At 68.0% G+C, this 22,942-nt stretch carries 23 protein-coding genes; 14 read left to right on the top strand and 9 right to left on the bottom strand.

Annotated features, from left to right (window positions below):
- The first annotated feature begins 112 nt into the window (after positions 1-112).
- Complete coding sequence (locus ACWDNU_RS32235) at positions 113-1,609, top strand: chitinase (RefSeq protein ID WP_449671650.1); 1,497 nt, start codon at positions 113-115, stop codon at positions 1,607-1,609.
- On the opposite strand, the gene ACWDNU_RS32230 is transcribed toward ACWDNU_RS32235, so the two are convergent.
- Both ACWDNU_RS32230 and ACWDNU_RS32225 read right to left on the bottom strand, forming a co-directional pair.
- Positions 1,581-3,056: a flavin-containing monooxygenase gene (locus ACWDNU_RS32230; RefSeq protein WP_449671649.1), complete on the bottom strand. Its 1,476-nt coding sequence runs from the start codon at positions 3,054-3,056 to the stop codon at positions 1,581-1,583. The two genes, ACWDNU_RS32235 and ACWDNU_RS32230, sit on opposite strands and share 29 nt — an antisense overlap.
- 99 nt (positions 3,057-3,155) lie before the next feature.
- Entirely contained in the window at positions 3,156-4,250 is a 1,095-nt protein-coding gene (locus tag ACWDNU_RS32225) for a winged helix DNA-binding domain-containing protein (protein WP_449671648.1), read from the bottom strand.
- An 80-nt stretch (positions 4,251-4,330) separates the two neighbouring features.
- Here ACWDNU_RS32225 and ACWDNU_RS32220 point away from each other — a divergent pair, with 80 nt between their 5' ends.
- The 3 genes from ACWDNU_RS32220 (at position 4,331) to ACWDNU_RS32210 (ending at position 7,246) form a co-directional block, all read left to right on the top strand.
- On the top strand, positions 4,331-5,347 hold the full coding sequence (locus tag ACWDNU_RS32220) for an AraC family transcriptional regulator ligand-binding domain-containing protein (protein ID WP_449671647.1): 1,017 nt from the start codon (positions 4,331-4,333) through the stop codon (positions 5,345-5,347).
- Between the two features lie 42 nt (positions 5,348-5,389).
- Positions 5,390-5,989, top strand: coding sequence for a TetR/AcrR family transcriptional regulator (locus ACWDNU_RS32215; protein WP_370939770.1), 600 nt, complete (start codon positions 5,390-5,392; stop codon positions 5,987-5,989).
- Between the two features lie 63 nt (positions 5,990-6,052).
- The gene (locus ACWDNU_RS32210) at positions 6,053-7,246 is read left to right on the top strand and encodes an MFS transporter (RefSeq protein WP_449671646.1); all 1,194 of its coding nucleotides are present in this window, start codon (positions 6,053-6,055) and stop codon (positions 7,244-7,246) included.
- Here the strand turns inward: ACWDNU_RS32210 and ACWDNU_RS32205 are convergent.
- The gene (locus ACWDNU_RS32205; RefSeq protein ID WP_449671645.1) at positions 7,195-7,818 is read right to left on the bottom strand and encodes a TetR/AcrR family transcriptional regulator; all 624 of its coding nucleotides are present in this window, start codon (positions 7,816-7,818) and stop codon (positions 7,195-7,197) included. The genes ACWDNU_RS32210 and ACWDNU_RS32205 overlap by 52 nt on opposite strands.
- Positions 7,819-7,888: 70 nt before the next feature.
- Between ACWDNU_RS32205 and ACWDNU_RS32200 the strand changes: the two genes are divergently transcribed.
- Positions 7,889-8,272 (top strand): hypothetical protein, encoded by a 384-nt coding sequence (locus tag ACWDNU_RS32200; RefSeq protein ID WP_370939767.1) that lies wholly within the window; start codon positions 7,889-7,891, stop codon positions 8,270-8,272.
- Positions 8,273-8,391: 119 nt separating this feature from the next.
- On the top strand, positions 8,392-8,898 hold the full coding sequence (locus ACWDNU_RS32195) for a hypothetical protein (protein ID WP_449671644.1): 507 nt from the start codon (positions 8,392-8,394) through the stop codon (positions 8,896-8,898).
- A 92-nt stretch (positions 8,899-8,990) separates the two neighbouring features.
- Here ACWDNU_RS32195 and ACWDNU_RS32190 read toward each other — a convergent pair whose 3' ends face one another.
- Both ACWDNU_RS32190 and ACWDNU_RS32185 read right to left on the bottom strand, forming a co-directional pair.
- Positions 8,991-10,304 carry an MFS transporter gene (locus ACWDNU_RS32190; protein ID WP_449671643.1) on the bottom strand — a complete coding sequence of 438 codons (1,314 nt, stop codon included), beginning with the start codon at positions 10,302-10,304 and terminating at the stop codon, positions 8,991-8,993.
- On the bottom strand, positions 10,301-11,527 hold the full coding sequence (locus ACWDNU_RS32185) for a M20 metallopeptidase family protein (RefSeq protein ID WP_449671642.1): 1,227 nt from the start codon (positions 11,525-11,527) through the stop codon (positions 10,301-10,303). Before ACWDNU_RS32185 ends, ACWDNU_RS32190 begins: the two co-directional genes overlap by 4 nt.
- Positions 11,528-11,647: 120 nt before the next feature.
- Here ACWDNU_RS32185 and ACWDNU_RS32180 point away from each other — a divergent pair, with 120 nt between their 5' ends.
- A complete protein-coding gene (locus ACWDNU_RS32180; protein ID WP_449671641.1) occupies positions 11,648-12,682 on the top strand; it encodes an Lrp/AsnC ligand binding domain-containing protein in 1,035 nt (344 codons plus the stop codon).
- Here the strand turns inward: ACWDNU_RS32180 and ACWDNU_RS32175 are convergent.
- Entirely contained in the window at positions 12,679-13,626 is a 948-nt protein-coding gene (locus ACWDNU_RS32175) for a GlxA family transcriptional regulator (protein ID WP_449671640.1), read from the bottom strand. The genes ACWDNU_RS32180 and ACWDNU_RS32175 overlap by 4 nt on opposite strands.
- Positions 13,627-13,698: 72 nt before the next feature.
- Between ACWDNU_RS32175 and ACWDNU_RS32170 the strand changes: the two genes are divergently transcribed.
- Positions 13,699-14,688, top strand: a complete 990-nt coding sequence (locus ACWDNU_RS32170) for a saccharopine dehydrogenase family protein (protein WP_449671639.1) — start codon at positions 13,699-13,701, stop codon at positions 14,686-14,688.
- 4 nt (positions 14,689-14,692) lie between these two features.
- On the opposite strand, the gene ACWDNU_RS32165 is transcribed toward ACWDNU_RS32170, so the two are convergent.
- Genes ACWDNU_RS32165 through paaI form a run of 3 tightly spaced genes read right to left on the bottom strand, consistent with a single transcriptional unit; the run spans position 14,693 to position 16,952 of the window.
- Positions 14,693-15,283, bottom strand: a complete 591-nt coding sequence (locus tag ACWDNU_RS32165) for a TetR/AcrR family transcriptional regulator (protein WP_370939757.1) — start codon at positions 15,281-15,283, stop codon at positions 14,693-14,695.
- Positions 15,280-16,560, bottom strand: coding sequence for a phenylacetate--CoA ligase PaaK (gene paaK / locus ACWDNU_RS32160; protein ID WP_449671638.1), 1,281 nt, complete (start codon positions 16,558-16,560; stop codon positions 15,280-15,282). Before paaK ends, ACWDNU_RS32165 begins: the two co-directional genes overlap by 4 nt.
- A complete protein-coding gene (paaI, locus tag ACWDNU_RS32155) occupies positions 16,557-16,952 on the bottom strand; it encodes a hydroxyphenylacetyl-CoA thioesterase PaaI (RefSeq protein ID WP_449671659.1) in 396 nt (131 codons plus the stop codon). Before paaI ends, paaK begins: the two co-directional genes overlap by 4 nt.
- 200 nt (positions 16,953-17,152) lie before the next feature.
- On the opposite strand from paaI, the gene paaZ reads away from it, so the two are divergent.
- Genes paaZ through paaE form a run of 6 tightly spaced genes read left to right on the top strand, consistent with a single transcriptional unit; the run spans position 17,153 to position 22,830 of the window.
- Positions 17,153-19,183, top strand: coding sequence for a phenylacetic acid degradation bifunctional protein PaaZ (gene paaZ, locus ACWDNU_RS32150; RefSeq protein ID WP_449671637.1), 2,031 nt, complete (start codon positions 17,153-17,155; stop codon positions 19,181-19,183).
- Complete coding sequence (paaA, locus tag ACWDNU_RS32145) at positions 19,180-20,121, top strand: 1,2-phenylacetyl-CoA epoxidase subunit PaaA (RefSeq protein WP_370939753.1); 942 nt, start codon at positions 19,180-19,182, stop codon at positions 20,119-20,121. The genes paaZ and paaA overlap by 4 nt, the downstream gene beginning before the upstream one ends.
- Positions 20,118-20,402 carry a 1,2-phenylacetyl-CoA epoxidase subunit PaaB gene (paaB, locus tag ACWDNU_RS32140; RefSeq protein WP_009073848.1) on the top strand — a complete coding sequence of 95 codons (285 nt, stop codon included), beginning with the start codon at positions 20,118-20,120 and terminating at the stop codon, positions 20,400-20,402. Before paaA ends, paaB begins: the two co-directional genes overlap by 4 nt.
- Before the next feature lie 8 nt (positions 20,403-20,410).
- Positions 20,411-21,268 carry a 1,2-phenylacetyl-CoA epoxidase subunit PaaC gene (gene paaC / locus ACWDNU_RS32135; protein WP_449671636.1) on the top strand — a complete coding sequence of 286 codons (858 nt, stop codon included), beginning with the start codon at positions 20,411-20,413 and terminating at the stop codon, positions 21,266-21,268.
- Positions 21,262-21,753, top strand: a complete 492-nt coding sequence (paaD, locus tag ACWDNU_RS32130) for a 1,2-phenylacetyl-CoA epoxidase subunit PaaD (protein WP_449671635.1) — start codon at positions 21,262-21,264, stop codon at positions 21,751-21,753. Before paaC ends, paaD begins: the two co-directional genes overlap by 7 nt.
- On the top strand, positions 21,754-22,830 hold the full coding sequence (paaE, locus tag ACWDNU_RS32125; RefSeq protein WP_449671634.1) for a 1,2-phenylacetyl-CoA epoxidase subunit PaaE: 1,077 nt from the start codon (positions 21,754-21,756) through the stop codon (positions 22,828-22,830).
- Positions 22,831-22,942: the final 112 nt, after the last annotated feature.

The following is a 22,942-nucleotide window of genomic DNA, read 5'->3' as shown; positions in this document are numbered from 1 at the left end:
GCCCGGCGCGGCGCGCATGGCCCGCCGAAGCACCTCCGGAAGTTCCTTGACATCCGTATTGGTCTAGTCCATTTTGAGGTGACCTGGCTCACTGTCGTGCGGAGGTCTGCCCGTGTCCCCACACCCGTCCCCCCGGCGGCTGCCTGCCCTGGTGTCCCTGCTGGCCTCGGTCGCGCTCGCGCTCGGCGTCACGCTCGCCCTCGGCACCACCAGCGCGTCGGCCGCGAACATCCTCGCCAACCCCGGCTTCGAGAGCGGCTCGCTCTCCGGCTGGACCTGCAGTGGCACCGCGTCGGTCGTCTCGACCCAGGCCCACGACGGGAGCCACTCGCTGAGCGCGGCACCCTCTGGTTCCGACACCGGGCAGTGCTCCCAGCAGGTCACGGTGCAGCCCAACACCGCGTACAAGCTGTCCGCGTGGGTTCAGGGCAGCTACGTCTACCTCGGTGTCTCCGGCTCTGCCACGCAGAACACCTGGACGCCCGGCGCGACCGGCTGGCAGCAGCTCAGCCTGAGCTTCACCACCGGCTCGTCCACGAGCCTCACGGTGTACCTGCACGGCTGGTACGGCCAGCCCGCCTACCTCGCCGACGACGTCAACCTCGACGGCCCGGGCACCCCGCCCACGACGTCCACGAGCCCCACGACCTCCACCGCGCCGACGACCCCGACCTCGCCGACGACGACCACCACGACCAGCACGCCGCCGCACAACGGCGACCTGCCGAAGCACATCCTCACCGGCTACTGGCAGAACTTCGACAACGGCGCGAAGACGCTGAAGCTGGCTGACGTGCCCACGACGTACAACGTCATCGCGATCGCCTTCGCCGACGCCACCACGACGCCCGGCGCGGTGAGCTTCACGCTCGACCCGGCCCTGTCGTCGAAGCTCGGCGGCTACACCGACGCGCAGTTCCGCGAAGACATCAAGACCGTGCAGGCGCGCGGCCAGAAGGTGATCATCTCGGTCGGCGGCGAGAAGGGCACGATCAGCGTCGGCGACAGCTCCTCGGCGAGCAACTTCGCCAACTCGGTGAAGCAGCTGATCTCCACCTACGGCTTCGACGGCGTCGACATCGACCTGGAGAACGGCATCAACGCCACCTACATGGGACAGGCGCTGCGCAGCATCCACGACGGCGGCGGCTCGGTGATCACCATGGCGCCGCAGACGATCGACATGCAGTCCACCCAGGGCGGCTACTTCCAGCTGGCGCTGAACGTCAAGGACATCCTCACCGTCGTCAACATGCAGTACTACAACTCGGGTGCGATGAACGGCTGCAACGGGAACGTCTACTCCCAGGGCACGGTCGACTTCCTCACCGCGCTCTCGTGCATCCAGCTGCAGGGCGGCCTGCGGGCCGACCAGGTCGCGTTCGGGCTGCCGTCCTCGGGCTCGGCCGCGGGCGGCGGGTACCAGTCGCCGTCGAACGTGGTGTCGGCGATGAACTGCATGGCCAAGGGCACCGGCTGCGCTTCGTTCAAGCCGTCGGCGACGTATCCGGAGTTCCGCGGCGCGATGACCTGGTCCATCAACTGGGACGCGTCGAACGGCTACTCCTTCGCCAACACGGTCAGCGCGGGCCTGAAGAACCTGCCCTGATCGAACGCACCAGGTAGTCGGCCGGGTCGAGTGCCCTGGTCCGGCGGTCGTATTCGGTGACCAGCCCGGGCCAGTTGGTGCTCACCCGGCCGTTTTCCTGCCGGTACCAGCTTGTGCAACCGCTCCAGACGCTGTGCGAAAGCCGCGCTTGCACCTCGCGGTCGTAGCGTTCCTCGACTTCGGCGCGCACCTCCAGCGACGCCACGTCCGGCCGGGCGAGGTGTTCGACGGCCTGGCGGAGGTAGCGCGCTTGCCGCTCGATCATGTAGATGATCGAGCCCGCGCCGAGGTTGGTGTTGGGGCCGTAGACGCAGAACAGGTTCGGGAATCCCGGCACTGTCATGCCGAGGTACGCCCGCGCGCCGCCGCGCCACGCCTCGGACAGCGACCGGCCGTCGCGGCCGAGCACCTTCATCGGGCCGAGGAATTCCGTCGCCTTGAACCCGGTGCCGTAGATCAGCACGTCGACCTCGTGCTCCACGCCGTCCGCCGTGCGTATTCCGCGCGGAGTGATTTCCTTAATCGAGGTCGTTTCGACAGAGACGTTCGGCTGCGCGAGCGCGGGCAGGTAGTCGTTGGTGAACAAGATCCGCTTGCAGCCCAACGGATAGTCCGGCTTCACGCGGCGGCGCAGCGTGCGGTCCTTGAGATGACGGCGGCGCAGCTGAGCGGTGCGGAGTTCGAAGACCTTGGTCAGCAACGGATATCGCGTCATGCCGTAGGTCGCGTACTCGGCGAGCAGGAAGATCCGCGCGCGACCGAACAGCTGCGTCTTCGGCAGACGGCGGAAAAGCCGCTTCTGCCAGGCTTTGTAGCGGCCGTCGTTCTTGCCCATGATGTACGGCGGCGTGCGCTGGAAGACGGTGACGTGCGCGGCTTCCTTGCGGATCTCCGGCACGAACTGGATCGCGCTCGCGCCGGTGCCGATCACCGCGATCCGCTTGCCCGCCAACGGGATTTCATGGTTCCACTCAGCGGAATGGAACGCCGCGCCGGCGAAGGTCTCGCGGCCGGGGATCGACGGCCAGGCTGGCCGGGAGAGCTGTCCGACAGCGGGTACGAAGACATCCGCCTCGAAGGTTTCGCCTTGCGCGGTCTCGACCCGCCAGCGGCCGTCCTCGTAGGTCGCGGAGGTGACCTCGCGCCCGTAGCGGATGTGCGGTTCGATGCCGTACTTCGCGATCACGCGCTTGAGATAGGCGTGGATGTCCGGCTGCATCGCGTACCGCTTCGGCCAGTCCGGATTGGGTTCGAAGGAGAACGAGTACAGCGGCGACGGGATGTCGCAGGCCGCGCCGGGGTAGGTGTTCTCGCGCCATACGCCGCCCGGTTCGGCCGCCCGCTCCAGGATCGTGACGTTCGGGAAACCGGCGCGCTTCAGCTCGATCGCGGCACCGATTCCGCCGAACCCGGTGCCCACGATCAGCACGGATGGGGTGTCGTCCATAGCCCGAAGCTACGCAGGCGGCCGCCGGTGCGGAAGGGCACGAACGGCCACTCGATCGAGAATTCCGGCCAGCGGACGTCGTGAGCGGCGATCACGGTTCTAACCGGGATCGCCACTCACGACCTCGTGTGTCTTGCCGGGCTCGGCCCACGCGAGGAGCTTCCTTCCGGCACTCTCCAGTGCGGAGGTGTCGCGCTTTGTGAGCCGTTCGAAGGGGGTGAGGACGAGCGTCGCCGACTCGCGCGTGGTCGTCGTTTCCCAGATTCCGCGGACCCGGCCGTCGACCAGCAGGGTGCCTTTGACCAGGCCGTTGATGGTGATCACGCGTTTGCGGTGCTCGTCGCTGATCATCCGCGTGCGGTCGGCGTAGGACAGCAGTGTCTGATCGAACGGACCCAGCAGCCGCGGCGGCGCGGGCGTGTCCTCGTCGGGCAGCGTGGCGTCCGGCAGGTCGTAGAGCGTGCGGCCTTCGGGATCGAGATAGGTGCGCAGGTCCATCTCCTCGATCACCTCGCCGAGCTTCGTGACGCCCGCCCAAGCCTGCACGTCCGCGACCGTCGCCGGACCGAACGCGGCGAGATAGCGGCGGACCAGCTCGGCAGCGGACGGCTCGGGCGCGGCGACGCCGTCGAGCCAGTGGTCCGCCACCTGGTACGTCGGCTGCCCGGCCTTGCCCCACACGCCGCGCGGCGGGATCTGGACGAGCGGCAGGATGGCGCGGACCAGGAACATCAGCGACGCGGCCGGAGTCTCCGGATAATGCTCGACCAGCGCTTTGCCGAGCTGGTCGCTCGAATGCGGCCGCTCGCGCAGCAGTTCGCTGGTCGTTTTCGCCACGGCGTCGTGATCGAGCTTCGACAGCGGTTCCCGGTGCTGGTTGGCCGCCGTCAGGGCGCGGTCCATGACGATCTGGACCAGTGGCCGCCAGGCGAGCGCGTCGGCGGCGGGGACGAGGTGCACCGTGCCGCGCATCAGCACCATCCGCACCACGCTGCGGTCGAGCAGCAGGCTCGCGAGGTCGTCCGGCTGGAAGCCTTGCAGCCGGCACCACAGCGCGTAATACGGCGGGAACGGCGCTTGCGCTTGCAGCCCGGCGAGGTGCGCGACGGCGTCGAGAACCGGCATTTTGGCGGGCTTCAGGAGCAGCTGCCGGTCGAGGGTCGCGCGGTTGAGGAGGCGGTGGGAAAGGTGCACGGCGGGAGCTTAACGAGCAACCCGGACAGTTTTGGCCCTCGATCGGCACGCGGGCGGCCGGTTGATCCATAATTCCGGCCATGGCCGAGCTAGCCGCACCCGCCATCCGCGACTGGGACTACCCGCGCGGCACGGCGAGTGTGCTGCTCATGGACCGGTTCGCCGAGGAACACGGCGTCACGCTGCCTGGGGTGGCCGTCGAGGAATTGCGCGCGCCGGACCGGCAGCTCGACGCCCGGCAGGAACTGGCCGTCGTGCGCGCGTTGCTGTCGACGGTCGGGTCGGGCGACGACGTCGCGCTCAGCCTCGGCTGCCGGTATCGGGCGACCACGTTCGGCATCTTCGGCTTCGCCTGCATCAGCAGCCCGACGATGCGCGACGCGATGGTGTTCGCCTTGCGATACCTGGATTTGTCGTTCACCTTCTGCATTCCGCACGTCGAGCTGGACGCCGCCGGACTCCGTCTGGTGCTGGACGATTCGCGGGTCCCCGAAGACGTCGCGCGATTCCTCGCGCTGCGCGACCTGTCCGCGATCTGCACCGTCATGCGGGACCTCTTGCCGGAGATCTCCCTGGAGAGGCTGGAGTTCCGGTTCCCTTCTTCGTCCTTTGTGGACGCGTATCGGACCGCGTTCGGGGTGAGCCCGATTTTCGGGTCGGCCGAGCATCAGGTCATCCTTGATCCCGAGCTGTTGAACCTTCCGTTGCCGCAGGCCAACGAGCAAACCGTCGCGTTGTGTGCCGCGCAGTGCGATGCCCTCGTCGCCCGTCGCCGCACGCGATCGGGAGTCCCGCAGCTGGTGCGGGAACGGCTGGTGCGGCTGGGCGGCGCGGATGCCGGGATGGACGAGATCGCCCGTCAGCTCACGCTCAGCGCGCGAACCCTGCGACGTCGGTTGACCGAGGCGGGCACCGGCTACCGCCAGCTGCTCGATGAGGTCCGCCAGACGCTCGCCGAGGAGATGCTCGACACCGGTGTGTTGTCGGTCGATGACGTCGCTTTGCGCTTGGGCTATGCAGAGGCGTCGAGCTTCATCTACGCGTTCAAGCGCTGGACTGGTACGACGCCCGCCGCGTACGCCCGCCGCAACCGCTAGCCGTTATGGACACTTCGTTACACAATGCCGTAGGCTACCCGCATGGCTCGCCCCCGCACCTTCGATCGCGAACAAGTGCTCACCGCCGCCACTGAGCTGTTCTGGCGGCGGGGCTTTCACGCGACCAGTGCCGAAGAGCTGTGCCAGGCAACCGGTCTGGGCCGCAGCAGTCTGTACAACACCTTCGGCAGCAAGGGCGCGCTGTTCGCGGAATGCCTCGGCCGCTATCTCGACACCACCGCGCAGGCCACCGCCGAGGTGATCGCCAAAAAGGGCGACCCGGTGGCGCGAATCGAGGCTTATCTGACGAAGGTGGTCCTCGAAGAAGCCGAGCGGTCGAGCACCGGCGCGCCGAGCGGATGTCTCGCGGTCAATTCCGTCGCCGAACTGGCTGGCGACACCGAGAATGCGGAGTTTCTGGAGCAGGTCGCCCGCGACACCGATGCCCGGCTGCGCTTGCTGACTGATCTATTGCGCGCAGGTCAGGCAGCTGGCGAAGTCACCGCTGGGGTTCCCGCGGAAGGCTTGGCCGCGTATGTGAACGCCAGCGTCGCCGGGCTGCGGATCTCCGCTCAAGGCGGCGCGCCGCTGGCCCGGCTGGCCGACATCGTCCAGGCCGCCACCCGGGCGCTTCGCCCGTAGCCACGCCCTTCCGGCTTCATGCCGGCCGAGTTTTGAACCGATCGTTACAGGAAAGGGATTCTCATGTCCGTGACCCGAGTGCCGTCCGCGGTCTACGTACTGGCGGCAGGCATTTTCGCCATGGTCACCAGCGAATTCGCCGTCGCCGGGCTGATGCCGCAGCTCGCCGCCGGACTCGGTGTCGACGTCGCGCAGATCGGCTACCTCATCACGGTCTTCGCCGTCGCGATGGCAGTCGGCGGCCCGGTGCTGACGCTGGTGTTGCTGCGCGTCCGGCCGAAAACCGCACTGATGGTCATCTTCGCCGTGTTCTTGGCTGGCAACGTGCTGGCCGCGCTCGCGGCGACGTACTCGGTGATGGTGGTCGCGCGCGTGATCAGCGGTGTTGCGTCGCAAGCCTTCTTCGGCATCGCGATTTCCCTGTGCGGGCAACTGGTCGGCGAACGCGTGCGCGGCCGGGCGATCGGCGTCGCGATGAACGGCCTGATGCTCGGCACCCTGCTGGGACTGCCGCTGGCGACCTTCGCGGGCGGACATTTCGGCTGGCGAGCGGCGTTCTGGACGATCACCCTGCTGACCGTGCTGGCCGCGCTGCTGACTCAGTTCCAAGTGCGCGATGCCGGGCCGGTTCACCACCGGGAAACCGTGGACCTGCGCGTTTTCCGCCGTCCGAAGCTGATTCTCGCGCTGGTCTCCAGCACGCTGATTATCGGCGCGACGTTTTCCGCGTTCAGCTTCTTCACACCGATCCTGACCCAAGTCAGCGGATTCTCGCCGGACACGGTCCCGCTGCTGCTACTCGGCTACGGTGCGGCGACGGTCGTCGGCAACAGCATCGTCGGCAGGCTCGCTGACCGGCACACCGTGTCTACGCTCGCGGTCGGCACGCTCCTCAACGCCTTCTTCCTCACCGGCTTCGCACTGTTCACGGATGTGCCCGCGGCGGCGCTGGTGTTCATGCTCGCGATCGGCCTGGCTGGCGTGACGATGAACCCCGCGATGGCGGTGCGGGTGCAGCGGGCGGGGAACACCAGTCCGCTGGTCAACACGGTGCACTCGTCGTTCATCACGCTCGGGGTCATGCTCGGCTCGTCCGTCGGCGCCAGCCTGATCGAGCCGTACGGCCTGCGCGCGCCGATCGTCCTCGGCGCCGCGATGGCCGTGGTCGCGGTGGTGACGATCCTGCCCGCGTTCCGTCGGGCGGTTCAGCCGGTGGTGCCTGTTCCGGAGGTTTGCTGCGCCAGCACGGCCGGATAGGTGGTTTCCAGCAGCTGCACCAGCGATTCCACCAGAAACGCGCGCAGTTCGGCCCGATCGAGGGTGCCGCGGACCAGCCATTCCCGGGACGCGGCGCGCAGCATCCCGCCGTATGCGCGGATCATCGCCCGCAGCTGCGGATGTCCGTTCGCGGGCAGCAGCGCGGCGGCGAGCACCCGGTCGGCGGCGATCTCGTCGGCCTCGCGCATAATCCGCTCGACCTCCGGGTCGTGCGCCGCGTCGATGACGGTGAGCCAGGCGTCCCGGTTGCGTTCCACGACGTCGATCCACCGGTCGATGCCGATCTCCAGCCGCAGCCGGGGCGGGCCGTCGGGCAGGGCGTCGACGACCGGGGCGGGCACGATCGTCATCTGCCGCACCACTTCGAGATACAGCTCGCGTTTGCCGCCGAAATAGTGGTTGATCAGCGGCCGGGCGACTCCCGCTGCCGCCGCGATGTCCGAAGTGGACACCGACGAGTAGCTGCCCGCGCCGAAGCACCGCCGGGCCGCGGCGAGGATCTCGGCCCGGCGTTCGGCGGGATCCAGCCGCCGCCGGGGTCCGCTGCTCACCGCGCCAGCCTCGCCGCCGGGCGAGGTCGTTGTCAACACGTTGCGGACCGCGGCGCGGTGCTGTCACCGGATGCCGTTACCCAACCGGAACAACCGGCCGGTAACTCCGGCCGCCCCGGCCGCGACCTTCAGCCGGGGGACGTGGGGCGAGCGGGAGCGGGCGATGAACGGCACGGACCAGCAGCCGCGGCCGTCCGGCCGGTGGGTCGGGGTGCGGTTGCACTACCGGCACGTCCGGATGGACGACCGGCCGTGCGCGACCGGCTGCCCGGAGGACGAGCTGACGGTGTCGTATCCGGGGATACTGATCAGCAGCTACGACGACGGCGAACTGGTGGGGGAGAGGTGGATCCCGCTGGGAGCCGAGCCGAGCGAGGAGGACGACGAGGCGCTGATCGAACAGCTGCGGGCGGCGCTGTGGTGGCAACTGGGCGAGACGCAACCGGACACCTGACCCGCGTCGAGAAGTACGTGAGGGGAACCCTGAGGGAATCTGATTCCCTCAGGGTTCCCCTCACGGCTTTCCCAGCCGCCGTTCGAGGCCGTCTAGGAGCAGGCGCAGGCCGGTCGCTGGTGTTCGGCCCGGAATCCGTCCGCGATCTGGGCTATCACCTCGGGTACTTCCCAGCTCGGACGCGGCTCGCTCTCGACGGCTGGGAGGTCGTCTACAACCTGCCCGCGGGCAACGGCGTCGGCGGCCGGGTCGTCATGCTTTACCCGCTGGGCGCTTCCGGCGACTGCCGGGTCCTGATCGGTTTCACCTCGACAGAACCGATTTCGCCGCGAGCAAACCCAGCGGCGGTGGTAACGGAGGCGTTCGCCGGAGCAGGCTGGGAGGTTCCCGCTCTTCTGGACCAACTCACGGACGACCTGTACTTCTCCCGAGCAGGGGAGGTCCGGCTGACGGAATGGCACCGCGGACGAACGGTCCTGCTCGGCGATTCGGCCTTCGGCGGTTCGCTCGGCATGGGGACCAGCCTGGCTGTCGTCGGTGCCTACGTCCTCGCCGGTGAACTGTCCACTATGGACGAACCGCAGGCGGCTTTCGCCGCTACGCCGACGAGATGCGGGACTACGTGACCGCGAACCGGAAACGCCCGCCCGGCAGGCAACGGATGCTGGGCGGGCTTCAGCGCTCGGCGAACGCCATCACGCTGAAGCCCTACCCGGCTTTACGCTCCTGATCCGGTGACCGCCCGGTCGGCCGTCTCCGCCTTCTCCCGCAGGTCTACGCCCCGGGTCTCCGGAAGCGTGAACACGACCAGCGCGCTGATCACCATGAGCACGATCCCGTAGATGATGAACAGCGACGGGTGTCCGTTCCCGGCGAACAGCGTCTGCAAGTACGGTGCCGTGCCGCCGAACGCCGCGACCGCGATCGAGTACGGCACGCCGACGCCGACCGCGCGGATGCGGGTCGGGAAGATCTCCGCGTAGACCGCCGGGCCGATGGAGGAGAACCCGGCCATGAACACCAGTGCGATCGACATCGCCACGAACAGCTGCCACGCCTCGTGTCCGACCATCGCGTTCAGCGGGAAGCTCAGCACGAGCAGGCCCGCGATCGCGATGAACAGCACCGGCTTGCGGCCGATGCGGTCGGACAGCATTCCCCACAGCGGCAAGGCGATCAGGAACACGACGTTCGCGAACACGCCCGCCCACAGCGCGCCAGTCGGGGCGACGCCGCGCACGGTGATCGCGTACGACGGCGCGGCGACGGCCCACATGTAATAGATGACCGTCGCGCCGACCGTCAGCCCGACGACCTGCGCGAGCAGCTTCGGGTTCTGCTTGATCGTCTGCCAGATCTGGCCCTTCTCCTTCGCCGCGTCCTTCTTCGAGGCCTGGAACACCTCGGTCTCTCGCATGCGCAGCCGCACGTAGAGCGAGTAAATGCCAAAGACGCCGCCGAGGATGAACGGGATGCGCCAGCCGTAGGACAGCATCTGCTCGTGCGTCAGGACGCCGGAGAGAACCGCGCCCAGCAGCGTGCCGACGAGGACGCCGCAGGTGCCGGAGAAGTAGATCAGACTCGACCACAACCCGCGGCGGGCCGGCGGAGCGACCTCGGCGATGTAGGTCTGCGCGGACGGCAGCTCGCCGCCGTGCGCGAGGCCCTGGGCCAGCCGCGCGACCACGAGGATCACCGACGCCCACACGCCGATTTGGCCGTACGTCGGGGAAAGGCCGATGACCAGGCTGCCGGCGGCGGCGATCGCGACGGTCAGCGACATCGCCAGCTGACGGCCCTTTCGGTCGGCGATCCAGCCGAACACCCAGCCGCCGACCGGCCGTGCGGCGAACCCGACCGCGAACACCGCCAGGGTGCTCAGCAGAGCCGAAACCGCGCTGTGGGCGTTGAAGAACTGCGCGGCGAAGAAGGACGCGAACGTGGCGTAGACGTTCCAGTCGAACCATTCCATCGCGTTGCCGGCGCCGAGCCCGAAGAGGGTGCGGCGCCGGTCTTGGACCACAGAAGTCATCGCAGTGCTCCTTCGGCGAAACGGTCGAGACGGCGGACGGCGAGCTCGGCGTAGACGGTGGAGGCGCGGGACAGTACGGACGGGTCGAAATCGGCGTACGGGCTGTGGTTGTTGGGCGCGGTGTGCGGTTCGAGACCGGGCATCAGCGCGCCGAGGCCGAGGAACGTGCCCGGCACCGCGGCGAGCACGCGGGAGAAGTCCTCGGAACCGGCGACCGGGTTGGGCAATTCGGTGTAGTACTGCTCGCCGATCGTCTCGCGGACGACCTCGGCGCCGAACGCCGTTTCATCGACATCCGTGACGGTCACCGGATATTCGTTCTCGAACACGACGTCCGCGGTGACGCCGTTCGCCCGCGCGACCCCGTCGATGGTCTCGCGGATGGTGGTGTCCAGCAGGGCGGCGGTGTCGTCGGAGAAGCAGCGGACCGTGGCCTCGAACTCGGCGGTCGCGGGGATGACGTTGCGCTTGGTGCCGCCGCGGATGACGCCGACGGTGAGCACTGCCGGGTCGAAGATGTCCAGCCGCCGCGTGATCATCGTCTGCAGCGCGGTGATCATCGCTGCCGCCGCGGAGATCGGGTCTTTGGCGCGGTGCGGCATTGAGCCGTGGCCGCCTTCGCCGTGCACGGTGACGAGCAGCTTGTGCGAAGCGGACATCAGCGTCCCGGGGCGGCTCGCGAACTGACCGCTGGGCAGCATCGACGAGAAGACGTGCAGCCCGTACGCAGCGTCGACGCGTCGGCCAGCGGCGTCGAGCACGCCTTCCTTCAGCATTACGCCCGCGCCGTCCCAGCCTTCTTCGCCGGGCTGGAACATCAGGACGACATCGCCGTTGAGCCGGTCTCGGTGGGTGTGCAGCAGCCGCGCCGCGCCGACCAGCGACGTGGTGTGCAGGTCGTGGCCGCACGCGTGCATCGCGCCGTTGGTCGCGGCGAAGTCGAGCCCCGTCGCTTCCTGGACCGGGAGCGCGTCCATGTCGGCGCGCAGCAGGACCGTGCGCGGTTGAGCCGAATCCCGGCGCGAGCCCTCGCCGCGAAGCACCGCGGTCACCGATGTCGTATCGGTGCCGGTGGAGACCTCCAGGCCGAGCCCGTCGAGTTCGCGCAGCACGCGTTCCTGGGTGCGCGGCAGGTCGAGCCCGATCTCGGGTTCGCGGTGCAGGTCGCGGCGCAGATGAGCCAGGTCGTCCTGCTGGCTGCGGGCGTCTTCGTGGAGGTCCACCGGCTCGGCTCCTCTTCGTCGGGGAACGGGCGTCTTGGTGGTCGAGTGTGCGAACTGACGCCCGATATCGGGTTAGAGTTGTCGGAATCGCTCGCAGATAGGCCCGCTGGAGAAGAAACAATGATCGACTCACTGGAGGAGGAAGACTTTTCGCTCATCCACGCGCTGCAACTGCGCCCCCGCGCCACCTGGACGCAACTGGCCGCGGCACTCGACTCCTCCCCGGTGACGCTGGCGCGGCGCTGGGAGCGGCTGCGCGACGGGGGAGCGGCCTGGGTGACGGCGTATCCACACGTGCCCGGGCTGTATCAGGTGCAGGCCGCGTACGTGGAAATCCGCTGCGCGAGCGGCCAGGTGCGCGAGCTGATCCGCGAGCTGTCGACGTGGCCTTCGGTGGCCAGCATCGAGGAGGCTTCCCGCGAGTACAGCCTCGTGCTGACCGTCTTCGGCCTCGGCTTGCGCGATCTGTCGGCCCTGCTGCTGGACGCGATCCCCAGCCTCCCCGGGGTGCTCAACACGCGCTCGCATCTGGCGTCACGGCTGCACGTCGAAGGCAGTTCGTGGCGCGTAGGCGCGCTCGACCGACGGCGCGTGCAGGCCCTGTCGCAACTACCGTCCATCAGCGGCGGGCGGCTGGCGAAGCTGCAGCCGTGGGAAGAGCCTTATGCCCCGCTGACCGTTGCCCTGGGCGAGGACGGTCGGCGTAGTGCTGCCGACCTTGCCCGGATCACTGGACGCCCCGTGTCGACTGTGCGGCGTCAGCTAGGCCATCTGCTGAGTGCCGATGCACTGACATTCCGCTGCGAGATCGCGCAGGGGCTGACACCGTCGCCGATTGTCGTGAACTGGTGGTGCCAGGTCCCGGTGGCGCACGTGTCGACGTGCGTGGATCGGTTGCGGGCCAACCCGACTGTGCGGCAGATGGCGAGTTTGCCCGGTCCGGCGAATCTTTTGGTGACCACGTGGATGCGTTCGATCGAGGAGTCGATGCGGATGCAGGAGCATCTGGAGCAGGATCTGGCGCCGCTGTCGGTGGTGGATTCGGCGCTGATCCTGCGGACGGTGAAGCGGATGGGCTGGCTGCTGGACGATTTGGGGCGGAGTACCGGGTTTGTGGTGACTATGCCCGCTCCGGCTCGTAGGGAATTGCCTTAGGCCAGGCGGAACGTCGCGCGGTATTCGGAGGGCGAGACGCCGAGCGCGTCGCGGAAGTGGCGGCGAAGCGTGGCGGCGCTGCCCATGCCGCAGCTCGCGGCGATCTGCTCGACCGGGGAGTCGGTGCGTTCGAGCAGTTCCTGTGCGCGGGCGAGGCGTTGTCGGTGCAGCCAGTTCAGCGGCGCGGTACCGAATTCGGCGCGCATCCGGCGAGCGAGTTGCCGGGAGCTGAGACCGGCATGGCGCGCGAGATCGGCGACCGTGAGCGGTTGGTCCAGCCGGGACCGCGCCCATTCCGCGGTGCGCGCCAGGGCGGAACCTTCCGGGGATGGCGGCGGGGACACGAATTGCGCCTGCCCGCCGTGCCGATGCGGCGGGACGACCAAGCGGCGGCCGAGGTCGTTGGCGACCGCGGCACCCAGGTCGCGGCGGACCAAGTGCAGACACAGGTCTAGGGCGGCTGTCTTCCCTGCTGAAGTGAGGATGTCGCCCTCGTCGACGTAGAGCACGTCGGAGCGCACCTTCACGCGCGGATAGCGGCGGGCCAGATCGTCGGCGTGCATCCAGTGGGTGGTCGCGATCCGGCCGTCCAGCAGTCCGGCCTCGGCCAGGACGAACGAGCCGGTGCACAGGGCCGCGATCCGGACCCCGTTCGCGTGCGCCTCCCGGAGCGCGGCCGCGAGCGCCGGATCGATCTCCTCGCCGGGCGAATCCGTGGAGGGAACCACGATCAGATCTGCGGCGGCTGCACCGATTTCCGAGACGCCGATCGCGGGCAGATGCGGCAGCCAGTGCCGCGGCGACCGGTCCGGGCAGGCCACGACAACGTCGTACCAGTCGCCGCCGGGGGAGAGGTCCGAACGGTCGACGCCGAAGACCTCCGCCGCGATCGCGACCTCGTACAGCATCGCGTGCTCGTGCAGGACGAGCACCAGTCGAGGCATGTCCGATACTGTACGCAACTCGTCCTTTCAGACACTCACCAGCGGCGCGCGAGAGTGTCCAGAATCAGCCTTATGACAGATTCCCAGCGGGTCCTGGTCTACGGCGCCAGCGGCCACACCGGAAAGTTCGTGGTCGCCGAGCTGCTGCGACGCGGTCTTCAGCCGATCGTCGCGGGGCGCAGTCTCGCGCAGGTCACGGATCTTGATCGGCGCGCGGCGAGCATCGACGACGGCCCCGGTTTGCGGGCGCTCCTCACGGATGTCGCGGTGGTAATCAACTGCGCTGGCCCGTTCCTGGACACCGCCCTCCCGCTCGCGACGGCAGCGGTCGAGACCGGCACCCACTACCTCGACGTCACCGCTGAACAGCCCGCCGTCCAGCAGCTCTACCGCGAACTCGACGCGCCCGCCCGCGCGGCCGGGACCGTCGTAATACCCGCCATGGCGTTCTACGGCGGGCTGGCCGATCTGCTTCTGACCGCCGTGCTCGGTCCGGAGACGTCCGCTGCCGAGGTCGAGATCGCCATCGGACTCGACCGGTGGTGGCCCACGGAGGGAACCCGGATCACCGGCGCCCGCAACACCGCGCCCAGGCTGGTCATCCGCGACGGCGCCCTCGCCCCGCTCTCCGACCCGGCGGCGACCGGCACATGGGACTTCCCGAAGCCGATCGGCGCACAGTCCACTGTGGAGCTTCCGTTCTCCGAGGTGGTCACGATCGACCGGCATCTCGAGGTGGGAACCCTGCGCTCCTGGCTGAACACCGCCCCGCTCGACGACCTTCGCGACCCGGACACCCCGGCGCCGCAAGCCCACGACGAGCACGGACGCTCGGCGCAACGCTTCGCCGTCGAGGTCACTGTCGGCCCGGAGATTCGTCGCGGCACAGCGACTGGGCGCGACATCTACGCGACGACCGCACCGATCCTGGCCGAAGCCACTGTCCGGCTTCTGGACGGCCGGTACCGCGGCTCGGGCGCGCTGGCACCTGGCGAGGCATTCGCTGCGGCCGACTTTCTGAGGGCGATTCCGGACGCTGATTTCGAAGCTGTCTGGAGATAAGCCGCTAGGCGCGCAACCCGTCGAACGCCATCTTGCACACCGCGTCCGCCAATTCCTCCGGCGACGACCCCCGCCGCGGCCGGTACCACTCGATCAGCGAGTTCACCGTGCCGAACAGCAGCCGTGCCGCGATCGCGGGGTCGATATCCGGCCGAACATCCCCTTCAGCCTCGGCCTGCTTCACGAGATCCGTCACCAGATGATCGAACTCGCGCCGCCGCGCCAACGCCGCCCGCTCGGCCTTCGTATTGCCCCGCACCCGCAGCAGCAGCGTCACGAACGGCAGCCGATCCGCCAGCACCAGTACACTTCCGCGCACCAAATGCTCCAAGCGGTCGATCGCGCGCCCGTCAAGGGCTTCCGTCGACTCCGCGACCTCGAACAGTCCGTCCAAGGCCCGGTCGACCGCCAGCCGCAGCAGCTCTTCCTTGCTCGGCACATGGTGGTAGATCGCGGATTTCGTGATGCCGAGCTTGCGCGACAGGTCCTCCATGCTGGTCCCGTCGTAACCGCGGTCGTTGAACAGCTTGACCGCGACCTGGAGCAGCGACTCCAGGTCGTAGCCAGGCCGGCCGCGGCGGGCGGGGGTCGTCACGAGCGTTCGTCCAGTACGCGGCGCATCTTGCCGAGCGAGCGCTCCAGCGTGTCCGGGTCCACGATCTCCACCGAAACGCTTACGCCGACGCCGTCCTTCACTCCGGCGGCCACCGCAGAGGCCGCCGAAGAGCGACCCTCGGCCGTCGTGTCGGCGCGGGCTTCGACGCGCACGGTGAGGTGGTCCAGACGGCCGCGGGTCGAGCGGACCAGCTGGAAGTGCGGGCTCAATCCCTCGGTGCGCAGGACGATTTCCTCGATCTGCGTGGGGAAAACGTTGACCCCGCGCAAAATAATCAGATCGTCGCTGCGGCCGGTCACCTTCTCCATCCGGCGGAACGCCGGACGCGCGGTGCCGGGCAGCAGGCGGGTCAGGTCGCGGGTGCGGTAGCGGATGATCGGCAGCGCCTGTTTGGTCAGCGACGTGAACAGCAGTTCGCCGCGTTCGCCTTCGGGCAGCACCTGGTCGGTGAACGGGTCGATCACCTCGGGGAAGAAGTGGTCCTCCCAGATGTGCAGGCCGTCCTTGGTTTCCGCGCATTCCTGCGCGACACCGGGGCCCATCACCTCGGACAGGCCGTAGATGTCGACCGCGTCGAGGGCGAACCGTTCTTCGATCTCGGAGCGCATCTGCTCGGTCCACGGCTCCGCGCCGAAAATGCCCACCTTCAGCGAGCTGGCCCGCGGATCCACGCCCTGGCGCTCGAACTCGTCGAGCAGCGTCAGCATGTACGACGGCGTGATCATGATGATCTCCGGCTTGAAGTCGGTGATCAGCTGGACCTGCCGCGCGGTCATCCCGCCGGACGCCGGAATCACCGTGCAGCCGAGCTTTTCCGCGCCGTAGTGCGCGCCGAGCCCGCCGGTGAACAGGCCGTAGCCGTACGCCACGTGCACCTTGTGCCCCGGCCGTCCGCCCGCGGCGTGGATCGAGCGCGCCATCACGGTGGCCCAGGTGTCGAGGTCTTCCTCGGTGTAGCCGACGACGGTCGGCTTCCCGGTGGTGCCGCTGGAGGCGTGCAGCCGGCGGATCTGGTCCTGCGGCACGGCGAACATGCCGAACGGGTAGCTGTCGCGCAGGTCGGCCTTGGTGGTGAAGGGGAACTTCGCCAGGTCGCCCAGCTCGCGGCAGTCGTCGGGATGCACGCCCGCCTCGGCGAACTTCTTGCGGTACAGCGGGACGTTCTCGTACGCGTGCCGCAGGGTCCACTGCAGCCGTTCCAGCTGGAGCGCGGCCAGCTCGTCGGCGCTGACGTTTTCGGCGAGGGTGGGGGTCACTGTGCTTCCCGGGTCTTCTCGATGACGCGGCTGCGGCCGCGGAATTCGGCGACGACCTCGGGCCCGCCGGGGGTCTCCCGGTGCACCGTGACGTCGTAGATGCCGTTGCGGCCGTAGCGGGTGCGCTCGGCGGCCGTCGCGACGAGGTGGTCGCCCAGTTTTCCGGCGGCGACGAACGAGATCTCCGCGCCCGCGGCGACGGTGACCGGGCCGTACGTGTTGCAGGCGAGGGCGAAAGTGGTGTCGGCGAGCAGGAACACGTAACCGCCGTGGGCGATGTCGTGGCCGTTGACCATCGTCTCGGTGACCTTCATGGCGGCCACCGCGCGGCCGTCGGCCGCCTCGACGAGTTCGATGCCGAGCGCACGGGACGCCTCGTCGGTGTCGAACATGGCGTGCGCGGCGTTGCGGGTCACGAGCTAGGCCTCCGGGACGGTGACTTACTGACCGAATGGCCGGTAATCCCGGCGCGAGCCCAGTAAAGGCCGCGCCTGGCGCGGTGTCAAGCAATGCGGGGGTTCCGATCAGCGGGGAGAACGGCTATCCTGCGAATTACTGAACGTCCGGTTGGTAATTCGGCGAGAGGGTCGGCATGGTTCTGCTCCGCAGCTACGTCTCCGGGGGATGGCACACGGCGCCGGGCGAGGGCGCCCCGCTGCACGACGCGGCGACCGGGGAGGAAGTGGCCCGGATTTCGTCGGAGGGGATCGACTTCGCCGCCGCGCTCGACTACGGCCGCACGGTCGGCGGTCCGGCGCTGCGGAAGCTGACGTTCCATCAGCGGGCCGCGCTGCTGAAGGCGCTCGCCTCGCACCTGCGCGAGTACCGCGAAGAGCTGTACGCGCTGTCGGCGCGCACGGGTGCGACGCTTGGCGACTCGAAGTTCGACATCGACGGCGGCATCGGCGTCCTGTTCAGCTACGGCTCGAAGGGCAAGCGCGAGCTGCCGAACGACACCGTGTACGTCGACGGCGCGGTCGAGCCGCTGAGCCGCGGCGGCACGTTCGTCGCGCAGCACATCGCCACGCCGCTGCAGGGCGTCGCGGTCCAGATCAACGCCTTCAACTTCCCGGTGTGGGGGCCGCTGGAGAAGTTCGCGCCCGCGTTCCTCGCCGGCGTGCCGAGCCTGATCAAGCCGGCCAGCCAGACCGCGTACCTCACCGCGCGGCTCGTCGAGCTGATCGTCGAATCCGGCATCCTGCCCGAGGGCACGGTGCAGTTCGTCGCGGGCAGCGTCGGCGACCTGCTCGACCACGTCACGGCGCAGGACCTGGTGTCGTTCACCGGTTCCGCGTCCACCGCGCAGAAGCTACGCGCGCACCCGGCGATCGTGCGGAACTCGGTGCGCTTCAACGCCGAGGCCGACTCGCTGAACTGCTCGATCCTCGCCCCGGACGCCCGGCCGTCGACGCCGGAGTTCGACCTCTTCGTCAAGCAGCTGACCACCGAGATGACGGTGAAGGCGGGCCAGAAATGCACCGCGATCCGCCGCGCGTTCGTCCCGGCGGAAATGCTGGACGACGTCGCTGAAGCGGTCAGCGCCCGGCTCGCGAAGGTGACCGTCGGCAACCCGAACGCCGAGGGCGTCCGGATGGGCGCGCTGGCCAGCCTGGAGCAGCGCGAGGAAGTACGCCGTTCGCTTAAGGCGCTGCTCGACGCGGGCAGCATCGTCTTCGGCGACCCGGAGCACGTCGACGTCGTGGACGGCGACGAGGCGACCGGCGCGTTCATCTCGCCGATCCTGCTCAAGGCCGACCCGGAGCGCGCGGAGCCGCACGAGGTCGAGGCTTTCGGCCCGGTGTCCACGCTGATGCCGTACACCTCGGTCAAGCAGGTCATCGAGTTCGCGGCGCGCGGCGGCGGCAGCCTGGCCGGGTCGGTCGTGACCGGTGACCCGGTGTTCGCGCGCGAGATCGTGCTGGGCGTCGCGCCGTACCACGGCCGGCTGCTCGTGCTCGACAGCGAAGACGCGAAGGAGTCCACCGGGCACGGTTCGCCGATGCCGCAACTGGTCCACGGCGGCCCCGGTCGCGCGGGCGGCGGAGAGGAGATGGGCGGTATCCGCGGCGTGCTGCACCACATGCAGCGCACGGCCGTGCAGGGCAGCCCGACGGTGCTCGGCGCCGTCACCGGCCGGTGGGTCGAGGGCGGTCCGCGGACCGAGGACGACGTCCATCCGTTCCGGAAGTCGTTGGCCGAGCTGAAGGTCGGCGACTCGGTGGTGGCCGGTCCGCGCACCGTCACGCGCGCCGACATCGACCACTTCGCCGAGTTCACCGGCGACACCTTCTACGCGCACACCGACGAAGCGGCGGCAGCGGCGAACCCGCTGTTCGGCGGCATCGTGGCGCACGGCTACCTGGTCGTCTCGTTCGCGGCGGGCCTGTTCGTATCGCCCGAGCCGGGTCCGGTGCTGGCGAACTACGGCCTGGAGAACCTGCGCTTCCTCACGCCGGTGAAGGTCGACGACGCGCTGACGGTCACCTTGACGGCCAAGCAGATCACGCCGCGGATCGACCAGGAGTACGGCGAAGTCCGCTGGGACGCCGACGTCACCAACCAGGACGGCGACTCGGTCGCGAAGTACGACGTGCTCACCCTTGTCTCGAAGGAGCAGCCGTGACCGCTGTGGCAGAGCCCGAACTGGAAGCCCTGTTCGAGCACACCATCGAACGGGACCAGCGCATCGAACCGCGCGACTGGATTCCCGAGGGCTACCGCAAGACGATGATCCGCCAGATCGCGCAGCACGCGCATTCGGAGATCATCGGCATGCAGCCGGAGGGCAACTGGATCACCCGCGCGCCTTCGTTGCGGCGCAAGGCGATCCTGCTCGCGAAGGTGCAGGACGAGGCCGGGCACGGGCTGTACCTGTACTCCGCGGCGGCGACGCTGGGCGCGGACCGCGCGGACCTCACCGACAAGCTCATCACCGGCCGGCAGAAGTACTCGTCGATCTTCAACTACCCGACGCTGACCTTCGCCGACGTCGGCGTGATCGGCTGGCTGGTGGACGGTGCCGCGATCTGCAACCAGGTGCCGCTGTGCCGGTCGTCGTACGGGCCGTACGCGCGGGCGATGATCCGGATCTGCAAGGAAGAATCCTTCCACCAGCGGCAGGGTTACGAGCTGCTGATGACCATGATGCGCGGCACCGAGCAGCAGCGGGAAATGGTGCAGGAGGCGGTGAACCGCTGGTGGTGGCCGTCGCTGATGATGTTCGGCCCGCCGGACGCGGATTCGCCGAACACCGCGCAGTCGATGGCGTGGAAGATCAAGCGGCACACCAACGACGAGCTGCGGCAGCGCTTTGTCGACATGTCTGTCCCGCAGGCTGAGGCGCTCGGCGTGACGTTCCCGGACCCGGAGCTGAAGTGGAACGCCTCGCGCGAACACTACGACTTCGGTGCGGTCGACTGGGACGAGTTCAAGAACGTGCTCAAGGGCAACGGCCCGTGCAACGCGGACCGGATCGCCCACCGGCGGCGCGCCCACGACAACGGTGCCTGGGTTAGGGAAGCTGCGGCGGCGCACGCGGCCAAGAAAGAGGTTTCGGCATGAAGCACGACTGGCCGTTGTACGAGGTTTTCGTCCGCGGCAAGCGGGGCCTGAACCACGTGCACGTGGGTTCGCTGCACGCAGCGGACGACGAGATGGCGCTGCACCACGCGCGCGATCTCTACACGCGCCGCAACGAAGGTGTGTCGATCTGGGTCGTTCGCGCCTCGGACATCACCGCGTCGTCGCCGGACGAGAAGGACCCGTTCTTCGCACCCAGCGGGGACAAGGTGTACCGGCACCCGACATTCTACGACATTCCCGACAACGTTCCCCACATGTGAGGTCTGGGATGTCTTTCGACAACGTCTACGAAGCCATCACCGAGGACAACGACGCCCGGTGGGCCTTCGGCACCGGATTCGCTGACCCGCTGTCCGGTGTGGACACTTCGGTTCCGTCCGGAGTGGACGGTGCGCGGCTGGCCGCGTATTGCCTGATGCTGGGCGATGACGCGTTGATCTTCTCGCATCGCTTGCAGGAGTGGGTCAGCAACGCGCCGGAGCTGGAGGACGAGGTCGCGATCGCGAACATCGGCCTCGATCTTCTTGGCCAGGCGCGGTTGTTGCTTGCTCGGTCTGGCAAGGCCGACGACACTGATCGGTCTGAGGACACGTTCGCGTTCTTGCGCGCGGAGAACGAGTTCCGGAACGTTCGGCTGGCTGAGCTGGGCGGCGGGCACTTCGGGCACCTGATCGCGCAGTTGTTCTTGTTCTCGACTTGGCGGCTTGCGTTGTTCCAGCAGCTGGAGTCCAGTGTGGACCCGGTGCTGGCGGCTATCGCGGCCAAGGGGGTCAAGGAATTGGCCTATCACCGGGATTATGCCGCGCAGTGGCTGGTGCGTCTTGGCGACGGGACGCCGTTGTCGCGGGAGCGGATGGCCGAGGGGCTGACCGCGGTGTGGCCGTACGTCGAGGAGTTGTTCTCGACGCATCCGGTCGAGTTCGTGGATGCTGCCTCGTTGCGGCCGGAGTTCGATGCTGTCGTGGATCAGGCATTGGCCGCGGCGACCTTGGAGAGGCCGGAGATCGGGGCTATCGCCGGGGTTTCCGGGCGTACTGGCCGTGACGGTGTCCACACTGAACAGATGGGCTTCCTGCTGGCCGAGTTGCAGAGTGTGGCTCGGGCGATGCCTGGAGCGTCGTGGTGACCGCCGTCGCGGTGGCTTCTACGGTCACTGATCCCGAGTTGCCGATGCTGACGCTCGCGGATCTCGGGGTGTTGCGCGAGGTGTCCGAAGAGGACGGTCGGGTTACGGTTTCCATTACGCCGACTTATACCGGGTGTCCGGCGATGGACACTATGCGCGACGACCTGGAGCACGCGTTGCGGGGCGCTGGGTATACCTCGGTTGAGATCCGTACGGTGCTGGAACCGGCTTGGACTTCGGACTGGATCAGCGAGGACGGGCGGCGGAAGCTCGCTGAGGCTGGGATTGCACCGCCGGGGTCCGCGCCTCAGCGGGTTGCGGGGCCGATTCCGTTGACGCTGGGGCCTTCTGTGCGGCGGGTGGCTTGTCCGCACTGTGGGTCTTGGGATACGGAGGAGCAATCTCGGTTCAGTGCTACTGCGTGCAAAGCGTTGCGGCGGTGCCGGTCTTGCTGGGAGCCGTTCGAACACGTCAAGGAGATTTGAGTGACTGCCACCGTTTCCCGTCGTACCGGGTTCCATCCGTTGCGGGTGGCTGAGGTTGAGCGGCTTTGCGACGACGCTGTGGCCGTTACCTTTGACGTGCCTTCCGAGCTTGCGTCGGTTTATGCGTTTGCGCCTGGGCAGTCGCTTACTCTGCGCCGGGTGGTGGACGGCCGCGACGAGCGCCGCTCGTACTCGATCTGTGCTCCGGCCGGGGAGCGCCCGCGCGTTGGCGTGCGTCTCGTGCCGGATGGGGTGTTCTCGTCTTGGCTGGTCAATGAGGTTCGGCCTGGGGACACTGTCGAGGTTTCCGCGCCTGCTGGGTCGTTCACTCCGGATCTTGCTGCTGGTGGGCATCATGTGCTGATCGCTGCTGGGTCTGGGATTACGCCGGTGTTGTCTATTGCGGCTTCGTTGCTGGCTACTCCGGATGCTTCGGTGACTGTGTTGTATGGGAACCGTCGCACTGACACGGTGATGTTCGCTGATGATCTTGCTGATTTGAAGGATCGGTATCCGGCTCGGTTGGAGTTGGTGCACGTCCTGTCTCGGGAGCCTCGTGAGGCTGAGTTGTTCACTGGGCGGTTGGATGCGGACAAGCTTCGTGCGTTGTTCGGGTCGATCGTGCCGGTGGAAGATGTTGACCACTTCTGGCTTTGTGGGCCGTTTGGGATGGTGACTTCGGCGCAGGATCTTCTTGGTTCGCTGGAGGTTCCTGGGGAGCGGATTCATCAGGAACTGTTTTATGTGGACGATGTGCCGCCGGAGCCCGTCAAGCATGTTGATCCTGCTGTGGCTGGTGCTTCGTCTGAGGTGACGTTGGTTCTTGACGGTCGGTCTACGACCATGAATTTGCCGCGTGAGTCTTCGGTGTTGGACGGGGCGCAGCGGTTTCGGCCTGACTTGCCGTTTGCTTGCAAGGGTGGGGTTTGCGGGACTTGCCGGGCTCGGGTGACTGAGGGGGCCGTTGATATGCGGCGGAATTTCGCGTTGGAGAAGGCTGAGGTGGAGGCTGGGTTTGTGTTGACTTGCCAGTCTCATCCGGTTTCTGAGCGGGTTACTGTTGATTTTGATGCTTGAATGCTCGTCGCCTGGCGGCGACATCGCTGGGGGTTGCGTGGGGCACCCCGAAGCTTGAGTGTGCTGACGGTCTGGGGGTGCTTGTCAAGGCGGGAAAGATGCCTTGACAAGC

It is taken from the genome of Amycolatopsis sp. NPDC003676 (genome assembly GCF_053587275.1).
Note: the sequence above shows the minus strand (reverse complement) of the source record. Positions and strands in the feature narration are given on the sequence as shown.